Here is a 25,701-nt window from a genome sequence, read left to right as displayed (position 1 = left end):
TGAACGCGGGACGTCGCGCGGCGCAAGCACCGCGCGACGCTGATTGGGTTCAGGCGGCGTGGGCGTGACGCGCGGCGTGGACGACGCTTTCCAGCGTGATGATCGTTGCGTCCACCCGGTCATGGGCGTCCGATCCGATCACCTTCTTGGCGGCGGCGGAAGACAGCGCCTCGCGCAAATGGCCCAACGCGCGTGGCGGCGCGATCAGGATCACCTGGTCGATCGTGTTGTGCGCGAGCACCGCGTCGACGCGCTTGGCCAGGTTCGTCAGAAACGCCTTTTCGGCGCGATCATGGGCGTCGCCGCTGTGGGTGATGTGGCTGGGCGCGCCGTGGTCGTGGTGCTCCTTGACGTCCGAGAGCCACTCGGGGCGGTCATGCAGCGGGCCGTCGATCCGGCGCTGCTCCAGCAGTCGGGCGCGGCGGCCGTCGGCGACAACGACCAAGGTGATGGCGTCGGGGTTCATGGAAGGCTCCTTGCTGGATCACGACCCCGACCATGCGCTCAGCGACGGCGCGCAAGGATGATCGAGGTCAAAATCCGCGAGGAGCCGCGTCCTTAAGGAGCGTCCTTCTTGGCCTTCTCAGCCAGCTTGGCCAGGACGCGACCGCGCCCCCGGCTGAGCGCGGTGATCACGCCCCGGAAGGTGCGGACCTCCTGGTCGGAAAGACGGGCGCGGGCCAGCGGAACCCGCAGGTTGCGCACCATCGATGGCTTCTTTTCCGGCGGATGGTAGAAGCCCGCCTTCTCCAGTTCATCCTCGAGGTGTTCGTAGAGGCCCAGCAGCGCGGCCTGATCGGCGGGCTCCTCGACGTTCTGCTCGAACTTCTTCCAGGGCCGGTCGTCCTGGGTCATCTTCCATTCGTAGGCGTTGATCGACACCGCCTGGGCCAGATTCAGCGAGCGGAAGCGTTCGTCGATCGGGATCGAGACGATGGCCTGACACAGCGCGATGTCGTGGGTCTCCAAACCCGCCCGCTCGCCGCCGAACAGCAGTCCTACAGCACGGCCTTGGGCGACCTCCTCGGCCAGATGGCCAGCGCTTTCGCGCGGCGTGTAGACCGGCAGACGCGTTTCGCGCGGCCGAGCGGTGGTGGCGTAGACCAGCTTGAGGTCGGCGATCGCCGCCTCGAGGGTGTCGAAGACCTTGGCGTCATCCAGCGGCCAGTGCGCCCCCGAGGCGCTGGCCCAGGCCCGTTCCTGCGGCCAGCCATCACGCGGCCGCACCAGACGCAAATCCGACAGGCCGAAATTGGCCATGACCCGCGCGACCGAGCCGATGTTCTCGGCCAGCTGAGGTTCATTGAGGATTACGCAGGGGGGAACGGGCTTGAAGGCGGCGGCGTCAGTCATCCGCGTCCTTTGCCGCCGACCGGCGGCCGGATGCAAGCGCTTCTAGCGCCGCACCCGCGCCAGGGCCTCGAGCAAATGGGCGGGATGGAGGGGCTTGGCCAGGTGTAGATCGGCCCCCGCCGCCCGCGCCGCCTCCACGTGCTCCTCCATGGCGTTGGCGGTCAGCATGATCACCAGGATCGCCGAGGCGCCCGCAGCCTTCTCCCGCGCCCGGATCGCGCGGGTGGCCGAAAGGCCGTCCAGAACCGGCATCTGCATATCCATCAGGACCGCGTCGAAACGGCCCTGCTCCAGCGCGTCCAGCGCGGCCTGACCGTCCTCGACCATGGTCAGCTCCACGCCGAAAGGCTCCAGGACGATCTCGACCACCTTGCGGTTCGTGGGATGGTCCTCGGCCACCAGCACCCGCATGCCTTCTAGGGATATCTCGCGATCCTCCTCGACCGGGGCGTCTGTGATCTTCGCGCAACGGGGCAGCGGCAGGGCCACCTCGAAGCGGGCGCCCCGCCCCGGCGTCGCCTCGGCGCTGATCGTTCCCTGCATCATTTCGGCGAGGGCGGCGCAGATCGACAGGCCAAGCCCCGTTCCGCCAAACTGCCGCGTGATCGACTGGTCGGCCTGGACAAAGCGCTTGAACAGGCGGTCGCGGACAGCCTCGTCGAAGCCCACGCCCGTGTCACGGACGACGAAGCGCAGGACCTCGCCCTGGCGATCGACCTCCAGCGAGACCTCACCCTTGGCTGTGAACTTGACCGCATTGGCCAGCAAGTTCGAAAGGATCTGACTGATCCGCCCTGCATCGCCGTCATAAGAGCCTTCCGCGTCGGGAGCCACCGACCAGCGGAACGTCAAGTGCTTGGCCTCGGCCGCCGCAGCGTGCAGTTCGGCCATGCCGCGCACCAGTTGGACCAGATCGAACGGCGCCGGGCTCAGCTGGAACTGACCAGCCTCGATCTTAGAGACATCCAGGATGTCCCCCAGCACCTGCTCCAGAAGCCGGCCGGACGAGGTGACCAGCGAGGCCAGTTCGCGGCGGGTTTCCGGATCCTCCTCCTCGGCCAGACGGTCGCCGATCGCGATGACGCCGTTCAATGGCGTGCGCAGCTCGTGGGACATGTTGGCCAGGAACACCGACTTGGCTTGGTTGGCCCGCTCGAGCTCGGCGGTGCGCACGGCCACCCGCTGCTCCAGCGAGCGCAGCAGCTCTTCGTTGCGTTCGCGCTGCCGACGCAACGCCCGCGCCAGGGAGCCGATCTCGTCGGGCCTCGACTCGAACGGACGCGCGGCGGCCGGATCGCCCTGCTGTTGCGCCTCGGCCAGGGCCTCCAGCGGAGCCGCCACCATTTGATTGGTCAGGCGGTAGAGCAGCAACACCTGCAACAGGACGCCGAAGAAGCCGAACAGCAACACCCAAGAAGCCGTCTTCAGCGACGACCAGACGAGGTCGCTGGATGGGAAACTCATAAGGAACCACCAACCCGGCTCCACCAGACGACCATAGGCCACCAGCCTGTCGCCGTCGGGAGACAGAACCACGCCCACGTCGCGTCCTTGACCGCGAATGCGGCCCATCAGGTTCTTGAGATCATTGTCGACCTGGAACCGGCGCAGAAGATCCGCGTCGACGAAGCCGTTGCGCGAGAGCCCCTGCGCGGCGACCAGCTCGCCGTCGTCGGCGACAATCATGTTCGCGCCGCCGGGCAAGGCGTCGGCGACGGCGCGGAGAAGATAGGAATCGAGCGACAGGCTAGTGCCGAACGCCCCCATGAACTGGCCCTTGTAGTAGAAGGGCGTCATGCAAGCCGCGTTCAGCCCCCGCCCGCTGGGGTCCGAGATCAGCCGCCGCAGCTTGGTGCATTTCATGACCCGCTCGGGGTTGTTCTCCGGCAGGGTCAGGGTGGTCATCTCCTCCTTGGAAATGTCCAGCGTATTGGGCGCGTCGCGCCGGTAGTACTGGAGCTTGTCCTCGCGCAGCGGCCCGAACATCACCAGCCGGGTCTGAGGCGTGAAGAAGTAGAAGTTGTCATAGTGCCGGATCTGGGCCTCGCCGATGGCCGCCACCACGTCGGCGACCTCGACGAACAAGTCCTGTTCCATTGGACGCATCGCTTGGGCGTCCCGCAGATAAGCTCCCACACCGTAGACGTAGTGGCCGCCCAAGTGAGCGCCGTCGAAGAGGCTGGGTATCGAGCGACGCGTACCATCGCCCTTTTCCGGATAGAGGCGCTCGAACTCGTCAGCGCCTCGGGCGCCTCGCGCCTGTTCCAGACGACGCGTGAGCGCCTCACCAGCCGCGTCATGCACCTTAACCAGATCAGAGAACAACCGGTCCTCGGTCTTGACCCGCTCCCCAACATATTCGACGAGGTGCCGCGTCTGGGTGTCCGCCGCGCTCTCGCGCACGAAGATGAAGGCCGCGGCCGTGGCGACGCTGGTCACGGCGATCGACAGGATCGCCACCATCGTCAGCAGCCGCCGCGCCAGCGGCGCGCTTACGCCGGCAATCGCACCAGATCCCTTGTCCAAGCCTGCTCCCTGGCCCGCCCCTTAAGCCCGTCGCCGGTGCTCTCCACCCAAAACCGGATACTGGAACGCTGAAGTTAAAGGCGGAGCATACCGATCCGCTTTTCCCCTGCGACGCAACAGTCTATAGCCTCCCGGTCCGCGCCGCGTGCTGGCCCTGTGCGCCAGAACGCCGCAGGCGCGCCACCGCCAGAGGAACATCCCCGAAATGGCCAAGATCAAAGTCGCCAATCCCGTCGTCGACATGGACGGCGATGAAATGACCCGCATCATCTGGAAGCTCATCAAAGACAAGCTGATCTTCCCGTACCTGGATCTGGAACTCGACTACTACGACCTGTCGGTTGAAAACCGCGACGCCACAGACGATCAGGTGACGATCGACGCGGCCAACGCCACCAAGAAGCACGGCGTCGCCGTCAAGTGCGCGACCATCACGCCCGACGAACAGCGCGTTGAAGAGTTCAAGCTCAAGAAGATGTGGAAGTCGCCGAACGGCACGATCCGCAACATCCTGGGCGGCGTGATCTTCCGCGAGCCGATCATCTGCCAGAACGTGCCGCGCCTGGTCCCGGGCTGGACCCAGCCGATCATCGTCGGCCGCCACGCCTTCGGCGATCAGTACCGCGCCACCGACTTCAAGTTCCCTGGCAAGGGCACGCTGTCGATCAAGTTCGTCGGCGAAGACGGCCAGACCATCGAACACGAAGTGTTCAAGGCCCCGGACGCCGGCGTCGCCATGGCGATGTACAACCTCGACGACTCGATCCGCGATTTCGCCCACGCCTCGTTCGCCTACGGCCTGAACCGCGGCTATCCGGTCTACCTCTCCACGAAGAACACGATCCTCAAGGCCTATGACGGCCGCTTCAAGGACATCTTCCAGGAGATCTACGACGCCCACTACGCCGAGCAGTTCAAGGCCGCCGGCATCCACTACGAGCACCGCCTGATCGACGACATGGTCGCCTCGGCGCTGAAGTGGTCGGGCGGCTACGTCTGGGCCTGTAAGAACTACGACGGCGACGTGCAGTCGGACATCGTCGCTCAAGGCTTCGGGTCGCTGGGCCTGATGACCTCGGTGCTGATGACGCCGGACGGCAAGACCGTGGAAGCCGAGGCCGCTCACGGCACGGTGACCCGTCACTATCGCCAGCATCAGAAGGGCGAGAGCACCTCGACCAACTCGATCGCCTCGATCTTCGCCTGGACCCGTGGCCTGGCTCACCGCGCCAAACTGGACGACAATCAGGATCTGGCCAACTTCGCCGCCACCCTGGAAAAGGTCTGCATCGACACCGTCGAGAGCGGCTACATGACCAAGGACCTCGCTTTGCTGGTCGGCGACAAGCAAGGCTGGCTGACCACCGAAGGCTTCCTCGACAAGATCGATGAGAACCTGAAGAAGGCGATGGCCTAACGCCTCTGGGCCTATAGCCCGAGAGCCAAGCGCCCCGGAGGACCTCCTCCGGGGCGTTTTTCTTGGAGCGTCCCTGAAAGCGCCCGTCACACGCGAGCAGCCTTGCGAGCCGCGCCGCACCTGTGATCTATCGGCGTTAACCGTTCGGAGGCGGCATGACTCTGCAAAAGCGGATCTGGGATCTGATCGTGCTGGCGATCTTCACGTTCGCCGCCGCCTTCGCCAGTGCGCCCTGGTTCGCATTTCGCGCCCTCAAGGCCGCCGCGCAGTACGAGGATGTCCAGGCGATCGGCGAACTGGTCGACTTCCCGGCCGTGCGCCGTAGCCTGACCGGTCAACTGATCGCCGACGCCCCGGCCGCCAAACCCGAGGCCCCTTCGCTATGGCGCGATCCGATGAGCGTCTTCAAGAAGGCCATCGAGCCCATTGCGCCGCCCGAGCCCAAGGTCGACCGCTACCTGACGGTGGCCGGTGTCTCGGCCTTGACCCGGGGCTACGCGCCCGGCAAGGCGCCGCCCGCCTCCCGTCGCGACGACACCCTGGGCGGCCAGATCCGCGACACGGTGCGCGGCCCCTATCCTGGCATCGCCTATTGGGATCCAAACCGGGTGCGGATTTCGGTCAAGCGCCCGGACGCCAGCCGCAAGGTCACGATCTTCACCTTCGAGCGAAAAGCGCTGTTCACCTGGAAGCTGGTGCATATCCGCCTGCCGGGCGACGAACGTCAGGGCTGATTGCGCCGTCTTCGGACGGAACTGTTGCACCATCGTCAAACTCGGCTGGTAGCCGGTTGAGCCTCAGATTCTGGAGCGCAACCGATGTCGGCTCTTCTTCGCCTCAGCCTTCTCGCGTCGTTGAGCCTGCTGGCGGGCGCGGCCCAGGCCGAGCCCACCGAGCACAGGGTTCCGCATCTCGCCTCAAGCGTTCCGGTGACGGCGACGCTGGACGGCCTCAGGATCGTAAACCACGGTCTGGTCGGCGTTGGCCGCCTGCCCGCTGCGACGCGAGACTTCAACGGCGACAGCCTGGGCTCCTTCTCGGCTATGGCGGTCGTTGATTGGCGGCGCGGCGGTGATGGTCGCTATGAGGGCGAGATCCTCACCCTGCCTGATCGCGGCCCCAATGCCGTCGGCGAGATCAAGGGCACCAGCGACTACGCCAATCGCCTGCATCGCTTCTCGATTCGCTTCGCGCCGACCGCCTCGGGCGCGCCGGATCAGATGTTGCTCACGCCCAGCGGCGGGCTGCTGCTGAAGGACGCCAAGGGCCAGGGCTTTACGGGGCTGGATCCCAGCGAGCCGGCGGCGGCCGGGCGGATCAGCCTGGACAGCGAGGGCCTGGCGCGCGCCAAGGACGGAAGCTTTTGGGTTTCGGACGAGTACGCCGCCGCCATCTACCGCTTCGATGCATCGGGCAAGGCCATCGGCATGATCCCGCCGGTCACGGCCGTAGCGCCCTTGAAGGCCGGGCTACCGCACCCCTCTGGCGCTTCGCCGGCGGAAACGGGGCGGCGCGCGAACCAGGGTCTGGAAGGGCTGTCGCTCACGCCGGACGGCCAGCGCCTGGTCGCCCTGCTGCAGAGCGCCACAGTGCAGGACTCCGTCGAAGGAAAGGATGAAACGCGCGCCAACACCCGCCTCTTCATCTACGACACCTCGACCAAGGCCACCCCGACGACGCCGCTGGCGCACTACGTCGTGCAGTTGCCGGTGTTCCGCAACAAGGGTGACGGCGGCGCAGCGGACAAGACCGCCGCTCAATCCGAGCTTCTGGCCCTCAGCGATCACCAGTTCCTGGTCCTGGCGCGCGACGGTAACGGCCGGGGCGGCGGCGCGACGCGCGCGGCGGTCTATCGCGCGGTGCTGCTGATCGACACGGCGGGCGCGACGAACCTCGCCGGGACGCCCTACGAGACCTCGACCCAGCCGATCGCCCCTGCAGGCGTTCTGGACGCCGGCGTCATCCCGGCCCGGCAAGTCGAGCTCATCAATTTCAATGACCCCTCCGGCATGGCCCGCTTTGGCCTGAACCTCGACAACCGCGCCACAAACGCGTTCACCCTGCCCGAGAAGCTCGAGGCCATGGCGCTGGTTCCTGCTCTGGATCCCAAGGCGCCGGACGATGTGTTCCTGCTGATCGGCTCGGACAACGACTTCCAGACGGCCTCTGGAACCGTCGGCGGCATTTCTTTCGACGCCGGGGTGCGCGACGCCGAGGGCAAGTCGACTGGGGACAATGAGAACCTGATCCTGGTCTATCGCCTGACGATCCCGGGCTGGTCGAAAGGCCGCGCAGGGTGATACGGCTGCGGGCTCGCCATCGTCGAGTTCCCCGCCCTTGATCAGTCTCGTAGTCGATGTCGCCGCGCGCGTCTGGCCGTTCTTCCTACTGATCGCCGTCGGCGTCGCACTCACGCGCCTTCGGCTGCTGGATGCGCGGATGGCTCAAGGCCTGTCGGCCTATGTCTATTGGGTGGGTTTTCCCGCCCTGCTCGTGCATTCCCTCTCGCGCCTCGGCCGCCCTGGGCTTGAACTCTGGTCGGGACTTTTGGCCTATGCCGGCGTCGGACTGTTGGTGATGGGCGGCGTCCTCGTGTCAGGCCGCGGGCTGGGGTGGGCGCGAGATGAACGCGCCGGAGCCGCCATGGCCGCCGGTGTTGGCAACAGCGCCTTCCTCGCCCTGCCCGTCACCGCTGCGGTGCTCGGCGCAGAGACCGCCCGCCTGGTCGCTGGCGCGGTGGCCGCTGATTTCGTGGTGCTGGCGGCGGCGGGTGTGGGCCTTCTGGGCTGGGCGTCCGGACAATCGGTGTGGCGCTCGACAGCCCAGGCTTTCCGAAATCCCGTCGTGGCGGCCGCCTTGCTGGGCCTGCTCCTGGCGTTGCTGGGCCTCGCCCTGCCCCAGCCGCTCGACCGCGCCATCGGCATGGCGGCCGCCTCGGGTAGTCCTGTGGGCTTGGTGGCCCTGGGGGCGGCGCTGGGTCTTCATCAGGTCGACGACGCGCCCCCGCCGGCAAACGCGCCCCTTATGCTGGCGGCGCTCGCCAAGTTGGCGGCCTTCCCGCTGTTGGTCTGGCTGGCGGTCGGCCTGACCCCGGCGCCGGCCGACTTCCGGGCCGGCGCAACCCTGGTGGCCGCCGCGCCTACGGCGGTGAACGTCTTCATCCAGACCCGCGCCTACGGCGTCTGGCCGCGCGGCGCGGCGCGAGCCGTAGCGCTGACAACCGCTGTCTCGATCATCTCGCTCGCACTGGTGGCGATCCTGCTGACAGCCGGTGTCAGCTAGCCCGCTAGGGTCGCCTCCAGAAGGAGACCCAGGATGATCAGCTATATCACCATCGGCGCCAGTGACCCGGATCGGGCCGGCGCCTTCTACGACGCAGCGCTCGGCGCGCTGGGCAGTCAGCGTCTTTGGCGGCAGGGTGACTGGATCGGCTATGGGCCGATCCCGAGCATGCCACGGTGATGATCTGCACGCCTGAAAACGGCGAGCCCGCCAAGGCCGGCAACGGGATCATGATCGGTCTCAAGGCCGACGCGCCCCAGCAGGTCGACGCCTTCCACGCCGCCGCCCTGGCCCACGGCGGCGCCTGCGCGGGTCCGCCAGGGCCGCGCCCTGCATATGGTGAGGGCTACTACCTGGCCTATGTCCGCGATCCCGACGGCAACAAGCTGGCGGCGTTCTTCAAGGCCTGAGGAAACAGGCGTCCGCAGCGTGGCGGCGGAAGCCCCTTTTGCTAGATCTCCGGCGAGAGCGGCAGATAGAGCTCCGTCACCGCCTCGTGTTCCGGAACATCCGGAAAGAAGCGGACCCGCTTCGCGAAAAACGGCGCGTCACGGAGCTCGCGTCCGCTGCGCGGCAGCCACTCGCCGTAGAGGAACTGCGAAGCCGCGCGCAGGTCGTCGCTCGACCCGACCTGGCGCAGCATCGCGCACGGCCCGCCGGGAATTGCGCCTGCCGTAACCCCGTCAGGATTGGGCCCCACGCGTTCGGTCGCTGCGCACAGGTCCATCCGGTAGCGTTCCGCCGGCGTGTCGTTCGGGTCATCATGGAAGACATTGAAGGTGGCGCTGATGCGCGGCGGCAGGCCTGCGGCCTTACGCCAGGCGATGAACCGGCGGATCGTGTCGCCCAGCAGGGCCGGGTCACCCTCGTGCCGCATGACCGCGATGGGGGTTTCAGGAAAGTCGACGATCCGGACATCGTCGTCGGTGAAGCTCATGGTCTGTCTCCTGGCTTGAACCAGCGGCGACTGCGCCGCCTGCCAAGGCTCCCAGCGGGGCTGGCGACGAAACGTCGACGGGCTCTGGTCGAACAGCCGCCGAAAGGCGCGGCTGAACGCTTCAGGCCCCTCGAAGCCGCTGTCGAGCGCGATCCCCAGCACACTGTCCTGATCTCGAAAGGCCAGGCGATAGGACGCCCGCTTCATCCGCGCCAACTGGACATAGGCGGCGACGCCGATCCCGTATAGGCCAGAGAACTGTCGCTGGAAGTGGTGACGTGAGAAGGCCGCGACCGCCGCCAGAACCTCGACGCTCAGGTTCTCGTCCAAGTGCGCGTCGATGTGATCGAGCACCCGGCGCATCCTGGCGTGATAGTTGTTGGCGACGTCGTGGTTCATCCGCATCTCCTTGGCGGACACAGACCTAAGCCCCCGCATCGACGCGAACCTGACTGATCGTGCGGTTCTAGCCACTACGAAAAAGCCCACCGCTTCGCGAAGAAGGGTGGGCTTGATCGTTTGACCGGAGCGCCTCGAGCCTTAGCCGGCCAGAGCCGCCTTGACGGCCGCGAGGCCTTCCTGGGCCTTGCTGTCGTCGGGCGCGCCGCCCTGGGCGAAGTCGGCCTTGCCGCCGGCGCCCTGGCCGCCCATGGCGATCACGGCGGCCTTGGCGAGATCTGCAGCGCTGAACTTGGCCGTCAGGTCGGCGGTGACCGCCACTGTGACGGCGGCCTTGCCGTCTGACGTGCCGACCAAGGCGACGACGCCGCTGGTCAGCTGCTTCTTGAACTCTTCAGCCACGCCGCGCAGCTCCTTGCCGCCGACGCCGTCCAGCACACGGGCGATCAGGGCCACGCCGTTGACGTCCTCTGGACCCGAAGCTGCGCCGCCGCCGCCCAGAGCGAGCTGCTTCTTGGCCTCGGCCAGCTCCTTCTCCAGGCGCTTGCGGTCGGCGATCAAGGCGTCGACGCGGGCGCCGACTTCGGCCACCGGGGTCTTGAACTGGTCGGCCAGCGACTTGGCGACGCTCGCCTGATCCAGCAGGAAGCGGCGGGCCGCCTCGCCGGTCAGGGCCTCGATACGACGCACGCCGGCGGCGACGCCCTGCTCCGAGACGATCTTGAACAGGGCGATGTCGCCCGTCCGGACCACGTGGGTGCCGCCGCACAGTTCGACCGAATAGGCCTTGGCATCGTCGCTCAGCGACTTGCCGAGCGTCAGCACGCGGACGCTGTCGCCGTACTTTTCGCCGAACAGGGCCACGGCGCCGGCCTCGATGGCCTCCTGCGGGGCCATTTCCTTGGTCTCGGCCGGGACGTTCTGGCGGATGACTTCGTTGACCTCGGCCTCGATCTTGTCGAGCTCTTCAGCCGTCAGCGGACCGCCGTGGCTGAAGTCGAAACGCATGCGCTCGCCGTCGACCATCTGGCCCTTCTGGGCCACGTGCGGGCCCAGCACATGGTGCAGGGCGGCGTGCACCAGGTGCGCGGCCGAGTGGTTCGAGCGCGTGGTGTGGCGACGATCCGCATCGACGCTGGCCACGACCTTGTCGCCGACCTTCAGGTCGCCCGTGAGCTCGACACGGTGCACGTGCAGCTCACCGGCCTGCTTCTGGGTGTCGATGACGCGGCTCTCGCGGCCGCCCACCTCGATCACGCCGGTGTCGCCGGCCTGACCGCCGCTCTCAGCGTAGAAGCTGGTGCGGTCCAGCAGGACCTCGGCGGTCGTCCCGGCCGAGGCGCTCTCGACCTCGGCGCCGTCGACGACGATGGCCTTCACCACGCCGGTGGTTTCGGTGGTCTCGTAGCCGACGAAGTCGGTGGCGCCGGCCTTTTCTTTGATCGAGAACCAGGCGGCCGCCGCGCCCTGCTGGCCCGAACCGGCCCAGTTGGCGCGCGCCATTTCGCGCTGCTTCTGCATGGCCGCGTCGAAGCCGTCGGTGTCGACGGTCAGGCCCTTGGCGCGGACGGCGTCCTGCGTAAGGTCCAGCGGGAAGCCGTAGGTGTCGTAGAGCTTGAAGGCGGTCTCGCCGTCCAGCACGTCGCCGGCCGACAGGTTGGCCGTGGCCTCATCCAGCAGGCCCATGCCGCGGCCCAGGGTGGTGCGGAAGCGCTCCTCTTCCTGGCGCAGGGTCTCGACGATCGAGGCCTCGGCGCGGCGCAGCTCCGGATAGGCCTGGCCCATCTCGGCCACCAGGGTCGGGGCCAGGCGGTGCATCAAGGGCTCGTTGGCGCCCAGCAGATAGGCGTGGCGCATGGCGCGGCGCATGATACGGCGCAGAACGTAGCCGCGCCCTTCGTTCGAGGGCGACACGCCATCGGCCAGCAGGAACGAGGACGAGCGCAGGTGGTCGGCGATCACGCGGTGCGACGGCGCCTGGGCGCCCTCGGCCTTCACGCCCGTCAGCTCGACGCTGGCGGCGATCAGGGCCTTGAAGAGATCGATGTCGTAGTTGTCGTGCTGGCCCTGCAGAACGGCGGCGATCCGCTCCAGGCCCATGCCAGTATCGATCGAGGGCTTGGGCAGGCTGATGCGCTCACCGCCCGCCAGTTGCTCGAACTGCATGAACACGAGATTCCAGATCTCGATGAAGCGGTCGCCGTCTTCATCGGGACTGCCGGGAGGGCCGCCCGCGATATGGGGGCCGTGGTCGAAGAAGATTTCCGAGCACGGGCCGCACGGGCCGGTGTCGCCCATGGACCAGAAGTTGTCGTTGGTCGGGATGCGGATGATGCGGTCATCGCCAAGGCCGGCGATCTTCTTCCACAGCGCGGCCGCCTCGTCGTCGGTGTGGTACACCGTGACCAGCAGCTTTTCCTTCGGCAGCTTGAACTCGCCGGTCAGCAGGGTCCAGGCGTGGTGGATCGCCTGTTCCTTGAAGTAGTCGCCGAACGAGAAGTTACCCAGCATCTCGAAGAAGGTGTGGTGGCGCGCGGTGTAGCCGACGTTGTCCAGGTCGTTGTGCTTGCCGCCGGCGCGGACGCACTTCTGCGAGCTGGCCGCGCGCGGATGGGCCGGGGTTTCAGCGCCCGTGAACACATTCTTGAACGGCACCATGCCGGCGTTGACGAACAGCAGGGTCGGGTCGTTCTGCGGCACCAGCGGCGCCGACGGCGTCACGGCGTGATCGGCCTTGCCGAAGTAGTCGAGGAAGGTGCTGCGGATCTCGTTCAAGCTGGGCATGAGCGTCTCAAGTCTTGCGTACCGGTCCGGCGAGCGGCCGGAAGTCGGCCGCTGCATAGCGCGGTTTTCGGCCAAGGGGAAACAGGCTTGGATGTGGGGGCGCTGGTTGCGGCGGAAAAGGACCCGTTTGCGGCAGTTCGCCCCGTCCGCGCTCGCCGCGTCGCGGCGGCGACAGGCGACATTGGGGCGGTCGGAGATCGGTGTTAGGCGGGGCCCGTGCGGTCTTCGAGACTTGCCTTCAGCTGACACCTCAAGATGAAGAACTCTATTGCTGAAGAGCTCATCCTGGGGAGCGCGCCTCGAAGGACGCAAAAGGCCAAGGTCCGCTCAGGGGTGAAACCTGACCTTCCGCTGCATGCCGCCCACATCAAGCCGAGGAACGACCGCCCACCCTCTCGCCCCCAAAAGAGTAGGCCGCCTGGCATGGGGTCCAGGCGGCCTGATCGCGGCCTTCGCGGCGGTCCGCCGCGGGCGTGTTGAAGGCGGGGAACGCCCGCGAATGCGGGCGAAGGCCGCGAAACCTTCGGGCGGAGGATCTACTCCTCGTCGCCCTCCTCCGGGCCGCCGACCAGGAGCTCTTCCTCGATCTTCTGCGACGACTTGCGGACGGCGGCTTCGATGGACGCGGCGATGTCAGGATTGTTCTTCAAGAACTCGCGGACATTGTCGCGACCCTGGCCGATACGCTGGCTGCCGTACGAGAACCACGAGCCGGCCTTATCGATGATCCCAGCCTTGACGCCGAGGTCGATGACCTCACCCAGCTTGGAGATGCCCTCGCCGTACATGATGTCGAACTCGACCTCACGGAACGGCGGGGCCACCTTGTTCTTGACCACCTTCACGCGGACATTGTTGCCGATGATCTCGTCACGCGCCTTCACCGAGCCGGTGCGGCGGATATCGAGACGCACCGAGGCGTAGAACTTCAGCGCGTTGCCGCCCGTGGTCGTCTCGGGGCTGCCGTACATCACCCCGATCTTGTGGCGGATCTGGTTGATGAAGATGACGATGGTGTTGGCCTTGTTGATCGAGGCCGTCAGCTTGCGCAGCGCCTGGCTCATCAGACGCGCTTGCAGGCCGGGCAGGCTGTCGCCCATCTCGCCTTCGATTTCCGCCTTGGGCGTCAGCGCCGCCACCGAGTCGACGACCACGATGTCCACGGCGCCGGAGCGCACCAGCGTGTCGGTGATCTCAAGCGCCTGCTCGCCGTTGTCGGGCTGAGAGACCAGGAGGTTGTCGAGATTGACCCCCAGCTTGAAAGCGTAGGACGGATCCAGCGCGTGTTCGGCGTCGACAAAGGCGGCGGTGCCGCCCGCCTTCTGCACCTCGGCCACCACGTGCAGCGCCAGGGTGGTCTTACCCGAGCTCTCAGGGCCGTAGACCTCGACGATCCGCCCCTTGGGCAGGCCGCCGATGCCGAGCGCGATGTCCAGACCGAGCGAGCCCGTGGAGACGGACTCCATCTCGACCTTGCCCTTCTCGCCCAGCTTCATCACCGAGCCCTTGCCGAACGCGCGGTCGATCTGGGCGAGAGCCGCCTCTAGCGCGCGTTGCTTATCGCCTTCTTCCTTGGCCACGAGTTTCAAAGCCGCCTGACTAGTCATGATTGATCCGCCTTCTATTCCATGATTCCGGTCGCCCGATTGGCGCTTCGCGCGCCCCGCCTCAGCAACCTGTGGAACATGGTGAATGGGTACACGCTTTGTTCCATGTTCGCAAGATGTTCCCATCGCAGAAACGACCGTTTTTGTCGCACCGCATTGGAACCGGAATTGAGTTTCGCTGGGGCCGCCGCCGAAACCGGTCCTTAAGTCCCGACATGCAAGGGTCACTGGCTCACTCGGGGGATTGCCGACTTGTCGCTAGATCCGCGTCGCCTTCTTGGTCTGGCCTTCGCCAGCGCCGACCTGCTGGTGGAATTGCAGAGCGGGCGCGTGCGCCTGGTCCTCGGCGCTGCGCAGAAGGTGATGGGCAAGAGCGAGGCTGCGCTCACGGGCAAAGTCTGGGCGGAGCTGTTTCACGCTGACGACCGCCCTTTGATGGAAGCCATGCTGGGCTGCGCCGACGACGGCGTGCGGCGTGGTCCGGTCGTGTTGCGCCTGGCTGAACCGGCGGACAAACACGTCCGCGTCATCCTGCGCGCATTGCCCGAAAACGAGGGTCGTGTCTCGGTGGCGATCACAGCGGCGCAATCCGCCGGGCCGCCGTTAGCGGCCAGTTCGCTACAACCCCGCGAGTCGTTCGACGATATCGCACAGGGCCTGTTCGAAGCCGCCCGGGTCACCGGCATCGAGCTGGAACTGGCCATGGTGGAGTTCTCCGGCCTGGGCGACATGCGCGAGGGGCTGTCGCCCGATGAAGCCGCCGCGCTCGACGTCCGGGTGGCCAGCGCGCTTCGCGCCGAAGCCCATGGCGGCGCCGCAGCCACCAAACTGTCGGACGACCGCTTCGCCCTGCTCCGCCAGCGCGACGATCGTCCCGAAAACATGATCAAGCGCCTGACCCGGATGGTCAGCGCCGAAGCCAGCGCTCACGTGGTGCCGCTGGAAGGCGGCGGCGGCTCATCGCGAGCGATGCGCGCCCTGCGCTACGCCCTAGACGATTTCCTGCGCGAAGGACTCAAGGACATCCCGCCGATGACCTTGTCTGAGGCGATGAACCGGTCCGTCAAGCGCACCCTGGCGCGCGCCGGAGCCCTAGGCGTGGCCGTCAGCCAGCGACGTTTCAACCTGGCCTTCCAGCCCGTCGTTTCGCTAGCCACGGGCCTCGCGCATCATCACGAGGTTCTGGTCCGGTTCGAGGACGGCGGCAGTCCGTTCGCCCTGATCCGTATGGCCGAAGAGTTCGATCTGATCGAAGAGCTCGACCACGCCATCGTCGAGCAGGCGGTCAAGAAGCTGGCCAACGACACCGAGCGCAAGCTGAAGCTGGCGGTCAATGTGTCAGGCCAGACGATCGGCAACGAAACCTTTGTCGACCATGTCGGCCGACTGCTGGCGAAGTTCGACGAAGCCAAGGGGCGACTGATCTTCGAGATCACCGAGACCCGCGCGATCGACAATCTGGTGACCGCAAACCAGCATATCCAGAGCCTCCGCTCGATGGGCTCTCTGGTCTGTCTCGACGACTTCGGGGCCGGCTCGTCTTCGTTCTCCTACCTGCAGCAGCTGGCGCTCGACATCGTCAAGATCGACGGTCGCTATGTGCGCGAACTGGCCGACAACAGCCGCGACGGCGCGCTGGTGCGGCGACTGGTGGAGCTGTGCCGTGACCTCAAGGTCCGTACGGTCGCGGAGATGGTCGAAACCGCCGAGGTCGAGGAGGTCGTCCGCAATGTCGGCGTCGACTTCGCCCAGGGCTGGCTCTACGGCAAGCCGTCGGACAAGCCGATGCCCGCACTGCGCAGCACCGCCCCGGTCAAGGCCGTGGCGCGCCGCGCGGGCGCATCGGACAGCTGGGGCTAAGGAAGAGCGTCCCTCCCCCGCCAGCGGGAGGAGGGACCTCATCTGAACGCCTTTAGGCCTTGCCGCCCTTGCTGACGATGTAGTCGTCGATCACCCGCTCGAAGACGGTCAGCGGAGTCATGCCCGACAGCAAGCCCGCGTCGTGGAATTCGCGGATGTCGAACTTCTTGCCCAGCGCCTTCTGGGCCTTGGCCCGGGCGCGGAGCCAGACGATCTTGCCGATCATGTAGCTGCAGGCCTGGCCCGGCCACACGACATAGCGCTCGATCTCGGTGATCGCGCCGCTTTCCTCATCGCCCATGGTCTCGGCCATGTACTTGATGGCCTGCTCGCGGCTCCACTTCTTGTGGTGCATGCCGGTGTCGACCACCAGGCGCACGGCGCGGAACAGCGCGTCGTGCAGCATGCCGATCTGGCCGCGCGGGTCGTTCTTGTAGACGCCCATCTCGACAGCGAGCTGCTCGGAATACAGAGCCCAGCCCTCGGTGTAGCCCGAGAAGCCGATGATCTTGCGGATCAGCGGCAGGCCCTTGGCTTCGTTCGAAAGAGACAGCTGCAAGTGGTGCCCCGGAACGCCCTCGTGCACGGTCAGGGTGGTCAGGGTGTATTTGGCCTGCTCCTTGGTGTCGCGCAGGTTGATCCAGTAGATCCCCGGACGCTTCCCATCCAGCGAGGGTGAGTTGTAGTAGCCGCCCGGCGCACCGGCCTCGATGGCCTTGGGCACGCGACGGATCTCCAGCGGGGCCTTGGGCAACTGGCCGAAATAGGCCGGCAGCTGCTTTTCGATCCACTTGGCCTTGTCGTTCAGGTCCTTGATCAGCTGCTCCTTGGCCTCATCCGTGTTCGGATAGAAGTCCTCGCCCAGCTTGCGCATGCGATCGCCGACCGTGCCCTTGGTCATGCCGATCTTCTTGAACAGCTTGTCGGCCTCGGCCTCGATCGCCTTGACCGTGTCCAGGCCCAGTTGGTGGATCTCGTCCGGCGTCAGGTTCGAGGTCGTGTAGTTCTTCAGAGAGGTGGCGTAGTACTCGCCGCCGTTCTTCAGACGCCACACGCCGGCGTCATGGGTGGCCTTGCTCCGCACGCTCTCCATCAGCGCGATCTGGCGCTTCAGGGCGGGCAGCACCGAGTTTTCGTAGATCTTCGAGGCCTCGCCCGCCCAATCGCCTGCGATGTTCTTTTCCTTGGTGCGACGGGCGATCGACTTGACCAGCGTCGTATCCGCCGTCGGCGTATCAGCGAAGGCCTTCATCTGGACCAGCGTCTTGTCGATGACGAAGTCCGGCGGGATCACGCCATCGGCCATGTCCTGCTTGGCAAGGGCCGTTTCCTGATCCATCAGGCGCGCGAAGCCTTCCATCCGCGACAGATAGGCGTCGGCGTCGGCCTTGGTCTCGATGCTGTGCTGGGTGTCGAGGAAGTCCGGCATTTGCTGATAGCTGCCGGTCAGCTGGCTCAGCACGTACGGCGCGCCCGAACCGCCGCCGCCATAGCTGAACTTGCTATTGCCCTCGTCCATCACCGCCAGGATGAACTCGACGGTGTCGTAGTTGGCCGCGTCCATGCCCTTGAGCGCGCGGCGGTCGATGGCGCGCAGCGCGGCCAGTTGCGTGCGGACCTCAACCTTGCCGGCCTCGATGGCGGCGGCGGAGCGGTCCGTGAGCAGCCCCTTGGTCCAGGCCAGTTCGCCGCTGTCCAGGCCCAGGCCCGTCGCGGTCTCGGGCGACTGTCGCAGTTGCTTGGCCATGATCGCGTCGAACAGCGCGTTCAGCTTGGCCACCTCGCCCTCGCGGGCCAGGGCGAGAGACGGCAGACCGCCGGTGGCGGCGAAGCCGGCCGCAGCGGTGGCGAACATCATGTGGCGACGGTTGAGCAAGGTTTTCCTCCCCAGAGGCGTATTGAAGGACGAAGGCGTAAGCCCCGCCCCTGTTTGGGCTTAATTAATTCCGCGTCATCTTCGCTGGGAAGAGGGCTCCGCTCAGGCGAGCGTCACGAACAGCTCGTTCTCGATCACCCACTGGCCCGTGACCTTCTTCCAGGTCGCCAGATAGGTCCCCGACTGCTCAGGCGCGTCCTTCCACGTCCCGACCCAGCGACCGCGCTCGGCGGCCCGCGCCCCCTCGGCGTCCAGGGTGATGTCTTCGGTGCTGCGGAGATAGGCCACAAAGCCCTTGTCGGCGAACTGACCGGCGAACGCGGCCAGCACGTCCTCGGCGCCCAGCAGCAGCGAGCCGTCGCCGGCGATCAGGGTGACGCGCGGGTCGAAGAACGGCCTCAAGCGCGCGGCGTCCTTGGCGGCGATCAGCTTGTTGGTCAGCTTGCGGCGTGCGGCGATGGCGTCTTGCGGCGTGGTCATGGCGGTCTTTCGGTTCACACCAGTCGGTGTAGCTTGCGCCGCGTCCGTCCCCAAATCCCGAGTCCCGATGCCCGCCCCGACCCTGACCACCGATCGCCTGACCCTTACCCCGCCCACCTTGGCCGACTTCGAGGACAGCCTGGCCATGTGGATGGATCCGCTGGTGGTCAAACACGTGGGCGGCCGCCCCTTCACCGAGGAGGAAAGCTGGACCCGGCTGATGCGCGCCCGTGGCCTGTGGGAGGTGCTGGGCTTCGGCTACTGGGCGGTGCGCGAGACCGCGACGGGGCACTATGTGGGCGAGGTCGGCTTTGCAGACCTCCGGCGCGAGCTCGATCCCAGTCTCTACGGGCTGCCGGAGATGGGATGGGTGCTGGCGGCCTGGTCGCATGGGCAGGGGTTTGGAACCGAAGCGGTGCGGGCGGGTCTGGCCTGGATCGACCAAGCCCTGTCGCCCGAGGTCGTGCCTTGCATCATCAATGTCGAGAACGCGCCCTCGATCGCCCTAGCCCAAAAGGTGGGGTTCACGCTGAAGACCCACACCACCTACAAGGGCTCCCCCATGCTGATGATGGAGCGGCGTCGGTGAGAGCCTACCGCCTTCTAAAAGACAGCGCTGCCACATAAGGTGGCGACGCCCGACGGCGGGCGTGGGAGGACATATGTTCAAGACCTTGGCCCTGACACTGGCGATCGCCGTGGCCTCGCCAGTGTTGGCGCAAGGCCGCCCGCCCCTGGTTCTGGCGGACGTTCCAAAGGCCGCCGGTCCGTCCGTCGCGCTGTTCAACGGTCAGGATCTGAAGGATTGGGACGCTTGGCTCGGCTACGCTGACCCGGCCCTGACCTACAAGCGTCCGCCGGTCGCCCCGCTGGGCGCCAGCGCCAAGAGCGCCGAGATGTTCAAGGTGGTGATCGAGGACGGACGCCCGGCGCTGTATGTGAACGGCGCCACCTGGGGCAGTCTCGTGCGCCGCGGAGACTTCCGGAACTATCACCTGCGCCTGCAGTACAAGTGGGGCAATGGCCGCTGGGCTCCGCGCGAGAAGGAAGCGCCTAACAACGGCTTGCTCTATCATACGCACGGCGCGCCGGGCGTCGTCTGGGGCACCTGGAGCCAGTCGGTCGAGTTCGAGATCATGACCGGCTCGGTCGGCATGGTGGTGCCGGTCGGTGAGACCATCGCCGTGGAGGTTGAGGGCGTCGAGGACCCGACCCTGATCGCGCCAAAGCTGCGCTATGTTCCCGGAAACCCCACGCTAAGCGCCAAGGGCGGCACGGCCAACTGGAACATCGAGGCCTATGTCGACGTGGAGAAACCAGCGGGCGAGTGGAACACTCTGGACCTCTATGTCGTCGGTGATCGCGCCGTGCACGTCGTGAATGGGACGCCGGTCATGGAGGTGCGCGGTATGACGGCCAACGGTAAGCCCCTGACCCACGGCGCGATCCAGCTTCAGTCGGAGGGCGCGGAGACCTTCTTCCGCGACATGGTGCTGACGCCGATCAAGACCCTGCCCCGGGTGGTCGCGAAATAGCTGCGCGGAGCTCCGTTTATCGAATGGAAAAATGCGGGGCCATGACGCGCCGGGGCGCTATAACCGCCCCCACTCCAGCCTCTCCGCGTTCTAGGCCCCCGATGGTTCGCAAAGTCACCGCCAAGCTCGTCGCCGTTCCCGATCCCACCGCCGAGGCGGACCGCGCCTGGTTCGAGGCCCATCCCGAGCGGCGCTTTCGCCTGCGCGACCCGGCGCCGGTCGAGTTCAAGGATCCGCTGGGCGATCCCGGCGAGGGCTTTTCCTGGCGCGTGCTGATCGCGCGCCTGCCAGATGGCGGTCGTCTGCGGCTGCCGGTTTCACTGTCGTGGGAACTGCACAACGATCACGCCAAGGATCAGCACCTGCAGATCCTGTTCGATCAGGTGGCGCCGCCCGAAGCCAAGGCGCGCCTCGCTCTCAAAAGTTAGAGCATTTTTCGATCCGATTACCGCTTCACACTTGTCGGAAAATGCTCGGCCCGGAGCCTTGACGCAGGGCGCGGTTCACGCACCCTTCGGCCATGATCCGCACGGTCGTTCTCTGGGCGCTGGTCCTGGCGCTGGGCGCCTTCGCCTTGCAATGGCTGGAGTACGGCTTCGTCGTGCGGGCCTTTTCCTGGCAGGTCTATGTTGGGCTGATCGGTGCGGCGTTCGCGGCCGGCGGCGTCTGGGTCGGCTGGCGGCTCGCGGCCCGCGCACGTCCGGACGTCTTCCAGCGCAACGACGCCGCCCTGGCGAGCCTTGGCCTCACCGGGCAGGAGATCAAGGTGCTGGAACGTCTGGCGGCCGGTCGCTCCAACAAGGAGATCGCCCGCGACCTCGGCCTCTCGCCCAATACCGTCAAGACCCACGTGGGCAACCTCTACGGCAAGCTGGAGGTCAGCCGCCGCACCCAGGCGGTCGGCAAGGCGCGGGACCTGTCGCTCATTCCGTAGGGTTGACCGCTGTCCGATCGGGCGAAACTGTCGTTCTCACCCTTTTGGGCGATACAGTTTTGCCTGGGAAACGGGACAGCTTGCGGGGTGCGTCGCAGGGGGCGACGCCAAGGAGGACCATATGCAACGCACCATCCTGATCCACGGTCTGGCGTCCGGCGCGATCATCATCCTGGGCATCATCGCCACGATCGTCTTTTCAGCGCCGCACACCCTGTGGCTGGGCTACCTGATTATGCTGGTTGGGCTGTCGTCGATCCTGTTGGCGGTCAAGTCGCACCGCGACAAGGCGCTGGGCGGCGTCATCAAGTTCTGGCCCGCGCTCTTGATCGGCCTGGGTGTCGCCCTGGTCGCGGGGGTCGCTTATGTCCTGATCTGGGAGGTCTATCTGGCGCTCACCGACTACACCTTCATGGAGCAATACGTCGCCGCTACGCTGGCCCAGAAGAAGGCCGCTGGCCTCACCGGCGCCGAGTACGCCAAGCTGGCCTCGGACCTGGACGCTATGAAGCGCAGCTACGCCAACCCACTCTTCCGCATGCCTATGACCTTCGCCGAGATCTTCCCGGTCGGCGTGCTGGTCGCCCTCGTCAGCGCGGCGCTGGTGCGCAATCCGAAGTTCTTGCCGGCCAAAGCTTGAGGCGCCTGTGCCCGCCACTCCTCGAGGGCGGCGGGCTCTAAGCCGCCTGCAGCTGCTGCTTGACGCGCTCGGCCAGGGTCTTGATGTCGATCGGCTTGGGCAGGAAGGTCACGCCCGTCTCGCCTTCGAGCAGGTCGCTGAACTCAGCCTCGGCGTAGCCCGAGATGAACATCACCGGCGCGGTCCCGAGATAGCCGCGCGCCTTCTTCAGCAGGGTCGGGCCGTCGATGCCGGGCATGATCACGTCGGAGATCAGCAGATCGATCGTGCCGGCGTTTTCCTCGGCGATGATCAGCGCTTCCTCGCCGTCGGCCGCCTCAAGCACCTCGTAGCCACGGGCGCGCAGAAGGCGGGCGGCGACGCTGCGCACGGCGTCCTCGTCCTCGACGAACAGGATGCGGCCGGCGCCCGACAGGTCGCGGGCGGCGCGCGGCTTGGCCGGTTCGGCGGCGGCCGCGACGGCCGCCGCGCCCGCGGGGGCTTCATAGACCGGCAGGAAGATGCGGAAGGCCGCGCCTTCGTTCGGCCGGCTGTGCACGTGGATCCAGCCGTCGCTCTGCTTGACGATGCCGTAGACGGTGGCCAAGCCCAGGCCGGTCCCCTCGCCCACCGGCTTGGTGGTGAAGAACGGGTCGAAGATCTTGCCCATGACGTCAGGCGGAATGCCTGGACCGTCGTCGCTGACCTCAATGAAGGCGGTGTCGCCGTTGGCGGCCGGGAAACCCAGCTGGATCGCTTCGTCGCGAGTCAGGCGCGCGGTGCGGATGCGCACGACGCCGCCGCCTTTGGCCGCGCGCACAGCGTCACGGGCGTTGACGGCCAGGTTCATCACCGCGGTCTCGAGCTGGCTCTTGTCGGCGCGCACTTGCGGCAGGTCGCGGCCGTAGTCGGTGATCAGCTTGACGTCTTCGCGCAGCAGGCGACGCAGCAGGACCTCGAACTCGCTGATCAGCTCGCCTAGGTCCAGCACCTCGCGCTGGACGGTCTGCTTGCGCGAGAAGGCCAGCAGCTTGCGGACGAGATCGGCGGCGCGCACGCCCGTCTGACGGATCTCGTTCAGACCCTCGTAAGACGGGTCGCCGACGGGGTGGCGATGCAGCAGCTCGTCCAGACGCAGCTGGATGGCGGTGAGCAGGTTGTTGAAGTCATGCGCCACACCGCCGGCCAGCTGGCCGATCGCCTGCATCTTCTGGGCTTGGGCCAGCTGCAGCTCGATCTGCTTCTGCTCGGACACGTCGATCATATAGGCCACGAGACGGCCTTCGGCGCGATAGAGATAGAGGTGCGCGATCCGGGCGGGGTCGCGGGCCAGCCGCACCTCGTAGGGACCCGCGCGGCCCTCGTTCAGGCGCGTCTCGGCTTCGGCCCGCGAGCCAGCGTCAATCAGGTCGCCGAACAGTACACCGGCCTTGGCCCCGGTCATGGTGGTCAGGGCAGGGTTGGTTTCGAGCACGCGCGAGGTGAACGGCTCCAGACCCTCTAGCAGGGCCGCCCCGAACGGCGAGGCGCCGGCGAAGGCGTCCAGCGAGCTGGGCGGCGGGGCGGCGTGCTCGGCGACCGGCGCGGGCGAGGCGTCTTCGACGACGGGCGCGGCGACGATGATCGGCAGGAGGCGGATCAGCAGTCGGCCGCCAGCCAGTCGGGAAACCTTGGCGGTGTAGTCGATTCCGCCGGCGCTCAGCACGCCCTCGGCCATCTTACCTTTGCGCGCCTGGACCAGCGCCGCGAACAGGCTGGAGCCGGCCACGCCTTTGGGCAGGCGGCGCTGCTCGCCCATGACCTCGCGCCAGGGCGCGTTGGCGGCCAGGACCCGTCCGTCGGCGGCGGCCAGGGCGGCGGGCTCGCCCAGCGCTTCGATGAATCCCTCGGCCTGGTCAGCGTCGCCGCCGGAAAGCGCCGAGCCGCGAATGGCGACAAGGCCCAGCACGGCCACGCCCGCGACGCCCAGCAGAAGCAGGAGACCGGCCAAGGTAGTGGGGCCAGCCTTCAGCGCCGGAGCCGCCGACAGAGCGGCGGCGGCCACGAAAAACACAGCCGCGCCGACCAGCCACGGATCAAAACGCCGGCGCGGGGCGCCGGTCGAAACCTTGTCCTGGAGCTGCGTGTCGACCATCGGCGAAGTTGTACCTTTCTTACGGCGAGCCCGCGACTCACCCGCAATCGGAGAAACAATAGCCTTTTCTGGAGGCTAGGTCAGTTTTCCGAAGAATGTGACTTAGAGAGGACGCGCGCGGGGCTGCGGCTTCTTTCCGTTCAGGATGAAGCTGATCACCTTGGCGACGGCTTCGAAGTGTTCGACGGGGATTTCCTCGTCGACCTCAACGCTGGCGTAAAGGGCGCGCGCCAAGGGCGGATCTTCCAGGACGGGCACGCCATGCTCCTCCGCTATGGCGCGGATCTTCAGGGCCAGTTCGTCCACGCCCTTGGCCACGCAGAGCGGCGCGGGCGTCTCACCCTGCTCATACTTCAGCGCCACGGCGTAGTGGGTCGGGTTCATGACCACGACGGTGGCCTTGGGCACCGCCTGCATCATCCGCTGGCGCGAGCGCTGCATCTGGATCTGGCGACGCTTGCCCTTGATGTGCGGGTCACCGTCGGACTGCTTGAACTCGTCCTTGACCTCCTGGAGGGTCATCCGCATGCGGTTCATGAACCGCATGCGTTGCCAGAAGTAGTCGAAGGCCGAGGTGGCCACGAGCAGCAGGATCACGGCGATCAGCAGGCTGCGCGACAGCTTCATCGCCTCCGGGATCAGGGCCGCCGGGTCCATGCCCACCAAGTTGCGGACCTCGCCGACGTGCGGTTTGAGCACGAAATAGGCGATCAGGCCGGTGACTAGGAACTTCACCGCCGACTTCAGAAACTGGACGATGCCGTCCGGGCCGAAGATGCGGCCCATGCCCTTGATCAGGTCCAGCTTGTTGAAGTCCGGCTTGATCTTGTCGGGCGTGAACAGCAGGCCGGTCTGGGCGATATGGGCCGCAGCGCCGGCGAAGGCTGTCACCACCATCACCAGCACAAGCGGCGGAAGCGCGGCCCAAAGGGCCTGCTTGAGCACCACCATGGCGCCGCCGCTGGTCAAGTCGATCGTGCCGGCGTGCGCGATAAACGGCGTCAGGGCCGCCATCAGGTCACGAGTCAGCCAGCCGCCGGCCAGCAGGATCACCGACACCGCCCCGGCCAGCGAAGCCAGCTGCGGGATGTCGGCCGACTTGACGACGTCGCCCTTGGCGCGGGCGTCCGACAGCTTCTTGGCTGACGGTTCTTCTGTTTTCGATTCTGGATCTGTGTCGTCCGCCATGTGCGCCCCCTAGACGAAGATGTCCAAAAGTTCGCGGTAGCGGTCCGTCCAGACCATGGCGATGCCGCCGAGCGACAGCGCCAGCAGAGACAGGCCCAGGATCACGCTGAGCGGCGAGGCCACGAAGAAGATCTGGAAGGCGGGCATGACCCGGCCGACAAGGCCCGTGGCGAGGTTGAAGACCAGAGAGAACACGATCACCGGCGCGGCTAGTTGCACGCCCAGGCTGAACGACTGGGCGACCGTCTGCACCGCCAGGGCGGCGGCGTCGTTCACGGGGACTGCGCGGGTGAACGGGAAGATCGTGTACGACTTGACGATGGCCCCGATGAACAGGTGATGCAGGTCCGTGGCCATCACCAGGGTCAGCCCCAGCATCGACAGGAAGGTCGCCACCGCCGTGCTCGAACCCTGCATCGAGGGATTGGTGCTCTGGGCGAACGACAGCGTGGTCTGCATCGAAATGATTTCGCCAGCGGTCGTCAGCGAGGTCATGAAGAGGCGCAAGACCGAACCGACCATCAGGCCGATCAGGATTTCGTGGATCACAGCGCCGGCCAGACCGCCCAGCGTGCTGGGGATCGGTCCGACCGTGTTCTGGACCAACGGGGCCAGGATCAGCGCCATCAGAAGCGCGAACGCCAGACGGATGCGCGCGGGCACGGATTGGTCGCCAATGCCCGGCATGGTCATGACCATAGCGCCCACCCGTGCGAAGACGAGGGCGGCGACATAGACCTGAAAGGCCGTGGCGAAGGCGTTCAAGGGCC

Annotated in this window: 21 protein-coding genes and 1 pseudogene; 11 read left to right on the top strand and 11 right to left on the bottom strand. The window is 66.6% G+C overall.

Features of this window, described 5'->3' with window-relative positions; translation table 11 throughout:
- Positions 1-49: 49 nt before the first annotated feature.
- The 3 genes from ACT53N_RS16345 to ACT53N_RS16335 all read right to left on the bottom strand — a co-directional run bounded on the left by ACT53N_RS16345 (position 50) and on the right by ACT53N_RS16335 (position 3,816).
- On the bottom strand, positions 50-466 hold the full coding sequence (locus ACT53N_RS16345; RefSeq protein ID WP_310212771.1) for a host attachment protein: 417 nt from the start codon (positions 464-466) through the stop codon (positions 50-52).
- A gap of 92 nt (positions 467-558) precedes the next feature.
- Complete coding sequence (locus tag ACT53N_RS16340) at positions 559-1,353, bottom strand: RNA methyltransferase (RefSeq protein ID WP_476064886.1); 795 nt, start codon at positions 1,351-1,353, stop codon at positions 559-561.
- Between the two features lie 42 nt (positions 1,354-1,395).
- Positions 1,396-3,816, bottom strand: coding sequence for an ATP-binding protein (locus ACT53N_RS16335; RefSeq protein ID WP_476064979.1), 2,421 nt, complete (start codon positions 3,814-3,816; stop codon positions 1,396-1,398).
- Positions 3,817-4,084: 268 nt separating this feature from the next.
- Between ACT53N_RS16335 and ACT53N_RS16330 the strand changes: the two genes are divergently transcribed.
- The 5 genes and pseudogenes from ACT53N_RS16330 to ACT53N_RS16310 all read left to right on the top strand — a co-directional run bounded on the left by ACT53N_RS16330 (position 4,085) and on the right by ACT53N_RS16310 (position 8,988).
- Positions 4,085-5,296, top strand: coding sequence for an NADP-dependent isocitrate dehydrogenase (locus tag ACT53N_RS16330; protein WP_476064885.1), 1,212 nt, complete (start codon positions 4,085-4,087; stop codon positions 5,294-5,296).
- Between the two features lie 155 nt (positions 5,297-5,451).
- The gene (locus tag ACT53N_RS16325) at positions 5,452-6,030 is read left to right on the top strand and encodes a DUF2939 domain-containing protein (RefSeq protein ID WP_476064884.1); all 579 of its coding nucleotides are present in this window, start codon (positions 5,452-5,454) and stop codon (positions 6,028-6,030) included.
- Positions 6,031-6,114: 84 nt separating this feature from the next.
- Complete coding sequence (locus tag ACT53N_RS16320; protein WP_476064883.1) at positions 6,115-7,596, top strand: esterase-like activity of phytase family protein; 1,482 nt, start codon at positions 6,115-6,117, stop codon at positions 7,594-7,596.
- 40 nt (positions 7,597-7,636) lie between these two features.
- Positions 7,637-8,578, top strand: a complete 942-nt coding sequence (locus tag ACT53N_RS16315; protein WP_476064978.1) for an AEC family transporter — start codon at positions 7,637-7,639, stop codon at positions 8,576-8,578.
- Between the two features lie 33 nt (positions 8,579-8,611).
- Positions 8,612-8,988, top strand: a pseudogene (locus tag ACT53N_RS16310) (VOC family protein).
- Between the two features lie 41 nt (positions 8,989-9,029).
- Here the strand turns inward: ACT53N_RS16310 and ACT53N_RS16305 are convergent.
- From ACT53N_RS16305 to recA, 3 genes are all read right to left on the bottom strand, one after another.
- The gene (locus tag ACT53N_RS16305; protein ID WP_476064882.1) at positions 9,030-9,914 is read right to left on the bottom strand and encodes an AraC family transcriptional regulator; all 885 of its coding nucleotides are present in this window, start codon (positions 9,912-9,914) and stop codon (positions 9,030-9,032) included.
- Between the two features lie 141 nt (positions 9,915-10,055).
- Complete coding sequence (gene alaS / locus ACT53N_RS16300; RefSeq protein ID WP_476064881.1) at positions 10,056-12,698, bottom strand: alanine--tRNA ligase; 2,643 nt, start codon at positions 12,696-12,698, stop codon at positions 10,056-10,058.
- Between the two features lie 536 nt (positions 12,699-13,234).
- Positions 13,235-14,305 carry a recombinase RecA gene (gene recA, locus ACT53N_RS16295; protein ID WP_476064880.1) on the bottom strand — a complete coding sequence of 357 codons (1,071 nt, stop codon included), beginning with the start codon at positions 14,303-14,305 and terminating at the stop codon, positions 13,235-13,237.
- A gap of 252 nt (positions 14,306-14,557) precedes the next feature.
- Here recA and ACT53N_RS16290 point away from each other — a divergent pair, with 252 nt between their 5' ends.
- On the top strand, positions 14,558-16,165 hold the full coding sequence (locus ACT53N_RS16290) for an EAL domain-containing protein (RefSeq protein ID WP_476064879.1): 1,608 nt from the start codon (positions 14,558-14,560) through the stop codon (positions 16,163-16,165).
- Positions 16,166-16,217: 52 nt separating this feature from the next.
- Here ACT53N_RS16290 and ACT53N_RS16285 read toward each other — a convergent pair whose 3' ends face one another.
- Together ACT53N_RS16285 and ACT53N_RS16280 are read right to left on the bottom strand one after the other, a co-directional pair.
- Positions 16,218-18,041, bottom strand: a complete 1,824-nt coding sequence (locus ACT53N_RS16285) for a DUF885 domain-containing protein (protein WP_476064878.1) — start codon at positions 18,039-18,041, stop codon at positions 16,218-16,220.
- 102 nt (positions 18,042-18,143) lie between these two features.
- A complete protein-coding gene (locus ACT53N_RS16280; protein WP_476064877.1) occupies positions 18,144-18,521 on the bottom strand; it encodes a nuclear transport factor 2 family protein in 378 nt (125 codons plus the stop codon).
- Positions 18,522-18,588: 67 nt separating this feature from the next.
- On the opposite strand from ACT53N_RS16280, the gene ACT53N_RS16275 reads away from it, so the two are divergent.
- From ACT53N_RS16275 to ACT53N_RS16255, 5 genes are all read left to right on the top strand, one after another.
- Entirely contained in the window at positions 18,589-19,110 is a 522-nt protein-coding gene (locus ACT53N_RS16275) for a GNAT family N-acetyltransferase (RefSeq protein WP_476064876.1), read from the top strand.
- A 73-nt stretch (positions 19,111-19,183) separates the two neighbouring features.
- Positions 19,184-20,056, top strand: a complete 873-nt coding sequence (locus ACT53N_RS16270) for a 3-keto-disaccharide hydrolase (protein WP_476064875.1) — start codon at positions 19,184-19,186, stop codon at positions 20,054-20,056.
- Positions 20,057-20,157: 101 nt separating this feature from the next.
- Positions 20,158-20,484 carry a hypothetical protein gene (locus ACT53N_RS16265; protein ID WP_476064874.1) on the top strand — a complete coding sequence of 109 codons (327 nt, stop codon included), beginning with the start codon at positions 20,158-20,160 and terminating at the stop codon, positions 20,482-20,484.
- Positions 20,485-20,576: 92 nt separating this feature from the next.
- Positions 20,577-20,990, top strand: a complete 414-nt coding sequence (locus tag ACT53N_RS16260; RefSeq protein ID WP_476064873.1) for a response regulator transcription factor — start codon at positions 20,577-20,579, stop codon at positions 20,988-20,990.
- Between the two features lie 121 nt (positions 20,991-21,111).
- Positions 21,112-21,630, top strand: coding sequence for a DUF4199 domain-containing protein (locus tag ACT53N_RS16255; RefSeq protein ID WP_476064872.1), 519 nt, complete (start codon positions 21,112-21,114; stop codon positions 21,628-21,630).
- 37 nt (positions 21,631-21,667) lie between these two features.
- Here the strand turns inward: ACT53N_RS16255 and cckA are convergent, their stop codons facing one another.
- The 3 genes from cckA to fliR all read right to left on the bottom strand — a co-directional run bounded on the left by cckA (position 21,668) and on the right by fliR (position 25,696).
- A complete protein-coding gene (cckA, locus tag ACT53N_RS16250; RefSeq protein WP_476064871.1) occupies positions 21,668-23,743 on the bottom strand; it encodes a cell cycle histidine kinase CckA in 2,076 nt (691 codons plus the stop codon).
- Between the two features lie 102 nt (positions 23,744-23,845).
- A complete protein-coding gene (gene flhB / locus ACT53N_RS16245) occupies positions 23,846-24,931 on the bottom strand; it encodes a flagellar biosynthesis protein FlhB (protein WP_476064870.1) in 1,086 nt (361 codons plus the stop codon).
- A gap of 9 nt (positions 24,932-24,940) precedes the next feature.
- Positions 24,941-25,696 carry a flagellar biosynthetic protein FliR gene (gene fliR, locus ACT53N_RS16240; RefSeq protein ID WP_310212834.1) on the bottom strand — a complete coding sequence of 252 codons (756 nt, stop codon included), beginning with the start codon at positions 25,694-25,696 and terminating at the stop codon, positions 24,941-24,943.
- Positions 25,697-25,701 lie beyond the last annotated feature (5 nt).

The organism is Caulobacter sp. DMC95 (assembly GCF_056313785.1).
This window is presented reverse-complemented; position numbering and strand designations above follow the sequence as displayed.

Coding starts and splice junctions, on each gene's coding strand:
- ACT53N_RS16345 (WP_310212771.1), bottom strand. CDS start 466: ATGAACCCCGACGCCATCACCTTGGTCGTTGTCGCCGACGGCCGCCGC.
- ACT53N_RS16340 (WP_476064886.1), bottom strand. CDS start 1,353: ATGACTGACGCCGCCGCCTTCAAGCCCGTTCCCCCCTGCGTAATCCTC.
- ACT53N_RS16335 (WP_476064979.1), bottom strand. CDS start 3,816: ATGGTGGCGATCCTGTCGATCGCCGTGACCAGCGTCGCCACGGCCGCG.
- ACT53N_RS16330 (WP_476064885.1), top strand. CDS start 4,085: ATGGCCAAGATCAAAGTCGCCAATCCCGTCGTCGACATGGACGGCGAT.
- ACT53N_RS16325 (WP_476064884.1), top strand. CDS start 5,452: ATGACTCTGCAAAAGCGGATCTGGGATCTGATCGTGCTGGCGATCTTC.
- ACT53N_RS16320 (WP_476064883.1), top strand. CDS start 6,115: ATGTCGGCTCTTCTTCGCCTCAGCCTTCTCGCGTCGTTGAGCCTGCTG.
- ACT53N_RS16305 (WP_476064882.1), bottom strand. CDS start 9,914: ATGAACCACGACGTCGCCAACAACTATCACGCCAGGATGCGCCGGGTG.
- alaS (WP_476064881.1), bottom strand. CDS start 12,698: ATGCCCAGCTTGAACGAGATCCGCAGCACCTTCCTCGACTACTTCGGC.
- recA (WP_476064880.1), bottom strand. CDS start 14,305: ATGACTAGTCAGGCGGCTTTGAAACTCGTGGCCAAGGAAGAAGGCGAT.
- ACT53N_RS16280 (WP_476064877.1), bottom strand. CDS start 18,521: ATGACCACGCCGCAAGACGCCATCGCCGCACGCCGCAAGCTGACCAAC.
- ACT53N_RS16275 (WP_476064876.1), top strand. CDS start 18,589: ATGCCCGCCCCGACCCTGACCACCGATCGCCTGACCCTTACCCCGCCC.
- ACT53N_RS16270 (WP_476064875.1), top strand. CDS start 19,184: ATGTTCAAGACCTTGGCCCTGACACTGGCGATCGCCGTGGCCTCGCCA.
- ACT53N_RS16265 (WP_476064874.1), top strand. CDS start 20,158: ATGGTTCGCAAAGTCACCGCCAAGCTCGTCGCCGTTCCCGATCCCACC.
- ACT53N_RS16260 (WP_476064873.1), top strand. CDS start 20,577: ATGATCCGCACGGTCGTTCTCTGGGCGCTGGTCCTGGCGCTGGGCGCC.
- ACT53N_RS16255 (WP_476064872.1), top strand. CDS start 21,112: ATGCAACGCACCATCCTGATCCACGGTCTGGCGTCCGGCGCGATCATC.
- cckA (WP_476064871.1), bottom strand. CDS start 23,743: ATGGTCGACACGCAGCTCCAGGACAAGGTTTCGACCGGCGCCCCGCGC.
- flhB (WP_476064870.1), bottom strand. CDS start 24,931: ATGGCGGACGACACAGATCCAGAATCGAAAACAGAAGAACCGTCAGCC.